Annotated in this window: 4 protein-coding genes and 4 pseudogenes; 3 read left to right on the top strand and 5 right to left on the bottom strand. The window is 38.3% G+C overall.

Going from position 1 to position 6,817, the window contains the following annotated elements:
• Positions 1 to 81 precede the first annotated feature (81 nt).
• Positions 82 to 632, top strand: a pseudogene (locus ACFVSH_RS21255) (HPP family protein).
• 141 nt (positions 633 to 773) lie between these two features.
• Here the strand turns inward: ACFVSH_RS21255 and ACFVSH_RS21250 are convergent.
• On the bottom strand, positions 774 to 1,886 hold the full coding sequence (locus ACFVSH_RS21250) for a DNA alkylation repair protein (RefSeq protein WP_387707690.1): 1,113 nt from the start codon (positions 1,884 to 1,886) through the stop codon (positions 774 to 776).
• Positions 1,887 to 2,185: 299 nt separating this feature from the next.
• Positions 2,186 to 2,428: pseudogene (locus ACFVSH_RS21245) on the bottom strand (carbamate kinase); the annotation flags it as partial.
• Between the two features lie 22 nt (positions 2,429 to 2,450).
• Here ACFVSH_RS21245 and ACFVSH_RS21240 point away from each other — a divergent pair.
• Positions 2,451 to 2,544 (top strand): annotated as a pseudogene (locus ACFVSH_RS21240) (aldo/keto reductase); the annotation flags it as partial.
• A gap of 152 nt (positions 2,545 to 2,696) precedes the next feature.
• Positions 2,697 to 3,492 (top strand): annotated as a pseudogene (locus ACFVSH_RS21235) (SDR family NAD(P)-dependent oxidoreductase).
• Positions 3,493 to 3,703: 211 nt separating this feature from the next.
• On the opposite strand, the gene ACFVSH_RS21230 reads toward ACFVSH_RS21235, so the two are convergent.
• From ACFVSH_RS21230 to ACFVSH_RS21220, 3 genes are all read right to left on the bottom strand, one after another.
• Positions 3,704 to 3,865 carry a hypothetical protein gene (locus ACFVSH_RS21230; RefSeq protein ID WP_387595284.1) on the bottom strand — a complete coding sequence of 54 codons (162 nt, stop codon included), beginning with the start codon at positions 3,863 to 3,865 and terminating at the stop codon, positions 3,704 to 3,706.
• Positions 3,866 to 4,923: 1,058 nt separating this feature from the next.
• A complete protein-coding gene (locus tag ACFVSH_RS21225; protein WP_387707688.1) occupies positions 4,924 to 5,760 on the bottom strand; it encodes an aminoglycoside 6-adenylyltransferase in 837 nt (278 codons plus the stop codon).
• Between the two features lie 558 nt (positions 5,761 to 6,318).
• Positions 6,319 to 6,817 (bottom strand): XdhC family protein (locus tag ACFVSH_RS21220; RefSeq protein ID WP_387707686.1); only part of this gene is annotated, 499 nt, incomplete at its 5' end.

Here is a 6,817-nt window from a genome sequence, read left to right as displayed (position 1 = left end):
GCTCCAATCAACCTTAAATCGTTTAGTTTTTAAAAACAACAATCTTTACGAAAGGTGCCTTATATAAAAAGGAGTGGGTTCATTGGACCGTATAGCAGTAGCAAGGAAAAAGAAAAACGTTTTTTTCACCTACGTTATTTAACGAAGATGAAGGGAAAAGGAAGAAGCCCTTTACAGATAAATGTTAAGGACGCAATAACGGGACTGATTGGGGATTTTCAACTATATTCGCTTTAATTCTTTTAACAAAAATAACTTCAGCAGTGTGGTTAATGGCTCCATTTGGTGCCAGCTGTGTACTGGCGTTCGGTCTGTGGAACGCGCCGTTATCACAGCCACGAAATATTATTGGCGGCCATTTCGTTTCAACATCCGTAGGTTTAGCCTCCTATCATTTTTTTGGCGATGAGCCTTGGGCGATCGGCTTGGCTGCGGGTTTAGCATTTGCCGTCATGATGCTGACAAAAACGACGCACCCGCCAGCAGGGGCAGACCCACTTGTTGTTATGCTAGGTCATTATAGCTGGAGCTATTTATTTACGCCTGTGTTAATTGGTTCCGTGATAATCGTTTTACCATTGTTCATTAATAATTTGCGCAGCAATCGGAGCTATCCAACTTTTTGGATTTGATTGATTTTTAATGTGTTATTTGCAATGTTTCACTTTCATGAAAGAATTAAAAACGAGGAACTCTGGACTCCTCGTTTTTGTTAGTTATAAGTACTGGTACTCCTGTAACTAATCAAGGACTTCCATACTTTTTAAGTTCCGTTATCCTTCAGCGTTTAGTTTGATATGCGTTTCTGAAACCTCGACTCCGTTCACAAGGAGTGTTATTCGATGGATTCCCATATAATGTCGACGGGTCGTCAGGTCTTTCCAATTGTGAATCCTCACTCTTTCAACTCTTTCACCATTCGAGAAATCCCTATCTGCCAAAAGGAAAATTTTCCGGGACGTTTTCTGATTGGCTTTTACGAAATCGATGGCATACTCAATGCGAAGTTTCGCTGTCTTCTCAGTATGCACTTGAAACCCGAAATGAAGCTCACTGGTTTCCCCAATATAAATCGAGTCAGCTTCATTTCTTATAAATGCGTTTGTAATGATATTCGGATCATTCAATACATCCGTGTATCCAAATAATGAAAGGACTTCTGGATCTCCTTGACGAACTAGAGTCCTGCATCCCCGTCGGACAATCCAAATCGTATTGGGCTCTCCGCTTTCATGCCAGCGCTTGGCAGTTTCTATTACTGTTTTAGGATGATCTTTGGCAATATCATTCAAGTTATTGGCCACACTTTTGCGAACATATAGGGACGGGTCGTTTTTCAGGTTCTCTAGTACTTCCAAGACCGGTGCCGGATCGGATTTGAACATCGGTAAAGCTTGCCCCCATGGTAACCTTGGCCGGCATCCTTCACTTGCCAGCCTGCGGACATGCTCATCACCATGATTGGTCCATTCCTTCATCCTCTCTATCATTAAAACGGGATCACGCAAGATAAAAGCACGGATGGCAAATTCGGAGGATGACCTTGCAGTAAAACGCTCCAACGCATCTAGCGATAATGGCCAATCTTTCTTATTCAATCCATGTACCTCGACAAAGTCCGGGAAAAATAAATATCTAAACCCTTCACAATCCTTATCCATTCGATATAAAATATCCAAAGCCTCGTGATAATCACTTGGAAGATGCTTTCCAAGGGTAATCGAAATATGTCTAATTCGTTCTTTTAACTTCCTCTCGTCCCAATCCTCGTCAATCACTTCTTCTACAAACGATTCAGTAGTGAAGGACGGATGGACCCGCTTTACTTTTTCACCGAAATCACGAATGAACGTTTCATTATATAGATCCTTTAAGGGCTCAGCCATTTAATTCACTTCTTTTCTTCAGGTTTGGATACTTGCACTACCTATCAGCTATCATTTCAAATTATGTTAGGGACCTTCATCCATAGAGCGATGCACTGCCAAGCGAACAAAAGCCGCAGCTTACACAAGCCACGGCTCTTTCAATTCTATAAAACGATTGGCTAACTTGGAAAATCTACTATACACTATACATCGACAAATGTACACGAGCATTGACTGGCATCGATTCTCTTATGATATTGTCTCATTAGTTCCTTGTTTACAATTCTTGTTCCAAGTTCTCCTTTTAGTGCCGCGTCGACATCGGTTAGGATCATAAATACACCTGTATCGACTTCCTGTGCGAGCTTAAATCCGCTTCGGTCCTTGTCAATTACGGCTTCAATCCCAACCGTCTGCCCATCATCATGTTTCACCACCGGAATGCCTCCGCCTCCAGAAGCAATGACAATTTTTCCTGCCTCTGTTACCGGTTTAATCACTTCAGTCCCAATGATTGATTTCGGCATTTGCGATGGAACGACCCGTCGCCAGCCTCTTCCGGTCTATTCCTTAACAACCCATATTACCATTCCAAAATCAACAAAAGAACATCGCATTATAGAAAATGAATCAAAACCACCGTGCAGGGCCAGTCCCTGACAATTTTGATTTTTAAATAAGGTGGAAGGAGATAGACGCATTCAATTTGTCTCTCCTATCTGAATAATAACAGGCGATTTATCTAAACTAGTAACAAGATGTGTTTACTTTTTACCTCCTTCTCTTTCTAACCAACAGTTTTGTTTTATATAAATAGGAGGAAATTAGATGAAATTGAGTTTAAAAGGAAAAACAGCCCTTGTCACGGGATCGACAGCTGTATTGGCAAGGCTCTAGCGCGCTTACATTAGTAGCAGAGGGAGCCACTGTTCTTATTAACGGACGACGGGAAGAAAAGGTACATCAAGCAATTAAAGAAATTCAAACACAATATCCTCAAGCCATTCTCCAACCTGCTATTCATGATTTAGGAACGGAACAAGGATGTCAACAGATGATTGAACAATATCCAGAAGTAGATATTCTGATTAATAATCTTGGCATTTTTGAGCCCATTGAATACTTTGATATACCAGATGAAGATTGGTTTCGATTATTTGAAGTGAACATCATGAGTGGAGTTCGATTAACCCGCTCTTACCTCAAAAAAATGATACAAAAAAAAGAGGGAAGAATCATCTTTATTGCAAGTGAAGCAGCTATTATGCCTTCTCAGGAAATGGCTCATTATAGTGCAACAAAAACCATGCAATTGTCAATTTCCCGTAGTTTAGCTGAGTTATGTAAAGGCACAAATGTCACTGTTAATACAGTCATGCCTGGCTCAACTCTAACAGAAGGTGTAGAGACGATGCTAAAAAGTCTTTATCCAAATGAACAATTAAGCATAGAAGAAGCTGAAAAACGATTTATGAAAGAAAATCGCCCAACGTCTATTATTGAAAGATTTATTCGTCCCGAAGAAATTGCACACCTTGTTACTTTCTTAAGCAGTCCACTTTCTTCAGCTATTAATGGATCAGCATTACGAATAGACGGTGGATTAGTACGTAGCGTGTTTTAATCAATAAGCCGACATAACTTTGCAATCGTTATGTAGGCTCTATATTTCTATTTGCCTCCCAGTATTATGTGGACAATTAACTACAAACAAAAAGAGCCACTTTCTGTTAGAGAGTGGCTTTGCATGAGTACGATTACTGCTTGTGGGCTAGTATGTAAGTAATTACTTAATGCAAATTGCCTTATCTACTGGAAGGAGAAAGCCCGTTCGATTATTTTCCAATTAGTCTTGTTAAAGCCATCCCAAGAAATCCAACACCCATTCCTAACATCCATCCGATTTGGGAACTCCCTAACAACGCGCCCAATCCTCCACCAAGAAACATGCAGCCAACGAATACTAATGCTCCAACGCCCCATTTCCTCCGATCCATAATTCAATCACATCCTTTCACTAAAACATATGCTATTAACTAACTAACCTTTCTTGAAAATGGTTTTTTATTTATTTTGCTAGAGGCGGTATAGTTGTTTGGCTTAGGATTAGCAATGGTCTGGGAATTCAAAAGATGAAATTGACGGCTTTGAAGGGATTGTAGGAGGTGAATTTAAACTTTTAAGTGTCATAACTTGAGAGTTGCGGAACAAATCTTCTTCAACTAAAGCCAGCTAATAGAAGATGGTTGCTGTTCCTTTAAAGGGAGCGATTGTTTTTTTACTTTTTTATTGGTTTTTCCGACGAAACTTAGCCATGTTGTTCTCAGTTACATCAAAATAAACCCCTTGGGAGTCAAGGGGTTTATCGTCTTTCACTTTTATGGTTTATGTATGATTTTATTCAGCTAAAAAAGGATATTTCCTATAAGTCCTCTTCCGATATCGGCCCCGCCTACGCCAGATATTATGACAGCCACACATGCCATCCATCCCATTGTCACTACAATGGAAAACGCTTACGTTTTCAAAGATTACTACACCTAGAATAGGTCTATCCGTTTCTGAACCAGGTGTTTGATACCAACATCGATTACTGATTTTTCCAAAGTTTGCATAGACTTTCCCCCTAAAGATACTATCCTTCAGTAATTCCATAAGTATCATAATAAACCCCTTGTGCATTTTTAAAAGTATATGCTTATATTTCGAGAGTTACTGCAAATGATAACAAACGTACCCAACGCTTTTATGAAGGATGGGGACTACATCTGGAGAGTGGTTCATTTATTCACTATTATGAATAAAATGTTTTCTCCGATTCGAAAAAGTGCTACAGACAGCTTATAACGATTTTCAACTATTGCGCCATTTTTACCGCACAGTGGACTACTTGTTTTGGCAACCCTTCGAGGACGGTGGCTTCATAACCGAGCTGAAGTTTTCTAGACCTAATTATAAAAAACCTTAATAAATAAAGGAGAGTACATAATAGCCATTTATACTATGCACTCTCCTTTTTCTTTTAGTGAAGTGGATACCTTCACAAATATTGGGTTTAATTTTTAGTAAGGTATTGTTTTACCTTATTCGCATCTTCAGAAGGGTATTGATATTCGAGAATATTAGCTACTTCAATAGCTACTTGCTCAAACAAGTCAATTGTTTCAAACAACGAATTCCAAACTTGGTCGTAATCTCCATTAGGATATGTTTTCATCAATCTTTCCCAAATGTCGTTATCAAGGTAGCACTTTAAGTACTTACTGTTTTTTCCCACACTCAATGAAAAATTGGTTTCTATACCAACTTTCCACTCAAGTATGGTTATTAACATTTCCCTTACACTATTTAAGTGGTCATAAGCGTAAAGTATTTCTTGTCTCCATAGCCCTTTTGCTACATAAGTTGAAACCCACCAAAATTCATTACAACAATCAGCAAAAAATTCAGCAGAAGGCTTTTTTACCCAGTAATTTTTATCTGTTGGTTCAGAAAGCTTAGGCATATCCCCATCTTTATCTAATAAAATAACTGTTAATCCATCTTCAGAGCAATAAATATCTTTTTCCTCAATCGGAATCAACATTAAATCAATTCTATTACCATCCTCAAATAACATTAGATAGGTGAATCTCCCACCCAATTCAGGTGGAAACATTGCCATATCTTCTGGTGTTTGCATTATCATTCTTTTCCCAAAAACATTTACCCAATCAGGATTGATTAGAAACGATTGAAAGTCAGATACAAGATAAACAATATCATAATCTCTGAAAGTATCTTTAGGTACATTAAAATTCGTTCGAGAACCATTCATTGCAACAGCTCGTACTCTCTCATCTTTCTCGGCGACTCGTAATATCAATTCCATCATTTCTTTTTCTGAACGCATTTTTTCTCCTCCTAAATATTTAATTTCTAATACGTATTTCTATTAGGAGGCCCTCTAATTAGTAATAAACTACGTTATATAAAATGATCTATTATTGACATCCTAAATCCTCCAATTATTTTAAGATTAAAACTCAAATGTATAAAAGTTGTTTTTAATTATATCACTATCCTGCACCTATAGTTGCATAAGAAAAAGCTGCCTTAAAAACAGCTCTGATCTTCAGCTAAACCAGCTAATGGGATGTCAATATCTTTTTCTGAAAATTTCATTTTCCTTATGATAAATAACCCTCCAAAACCCTTTTGGAAGGGTTATGCTTCGTTTCATAAAATTAGTAATTACGCTAAATCCAGGAACTTCTTCAATGCATATTAAATGAATGAATCAAAACGACAAAAAGCCCACTCTGATGAGCAAGAGCCAGCTACTAGCTTTTACCTATGAAAAAAGGTCAGTCCCATTGAGTTAATACTTTAATACAGCGGGGACTGACCCCATTGTCTATTAAACATTTTGATTTTAGCTTTATCTGCCTCAGGTGTTATACCTTTCTACTTATCTATTTAATTGTTTCACTTTTACAGGCTTTTTTTCTTTGCTTACTTTGATGATTTGTCCGATAATACTGATGGCAATTTCTTCTGATGTTTCCGAGCCAATTTCCAATCCGATTGGAGAATGGACCTGCTCCAACTTTTCTTGCGTGACTCCTTCACTTTTTAACTTTTCAAATATGCTTATGACCTTGCGTTTACTGGCGACCATCCCAGCATATGCAATCGGAAATTGCAGTGCCGTTTTTAATACAATATCATCACAATCTTTTGTAACAATTACCACATATGACTTTTCATTTAGATTGGCTGCGAGCAAAGCCTTTCCAATATCCTCGTTAACGAAAAGGTTTGTCGCATTAGGAAAGCGTTCCTTCGTACAATAACCAACGCGATCATCGACAATGCAATAAGGATATTCGAGGAAATCAGCGAGCTTTGCCAACGCATGGCCTAAATGACCGGCCCCAGCCAGAATGAGTTCAGGCCTGCTTGTATAG

It is taken from the genome of Peribacillus sp. NPDC058002, assembly GCF_042886655.1.
Classification (GTDB): domain Bacteria; phylum Bacillota; class Bacilli; order Bacillales; family DSM-1321; genus Peribacillus; species Peribacillus aracenensis.
Note: the sequence above shows the minus strand (reverse complement) of the source record. Positions and strands in the feature narration are given on the sequence as shown.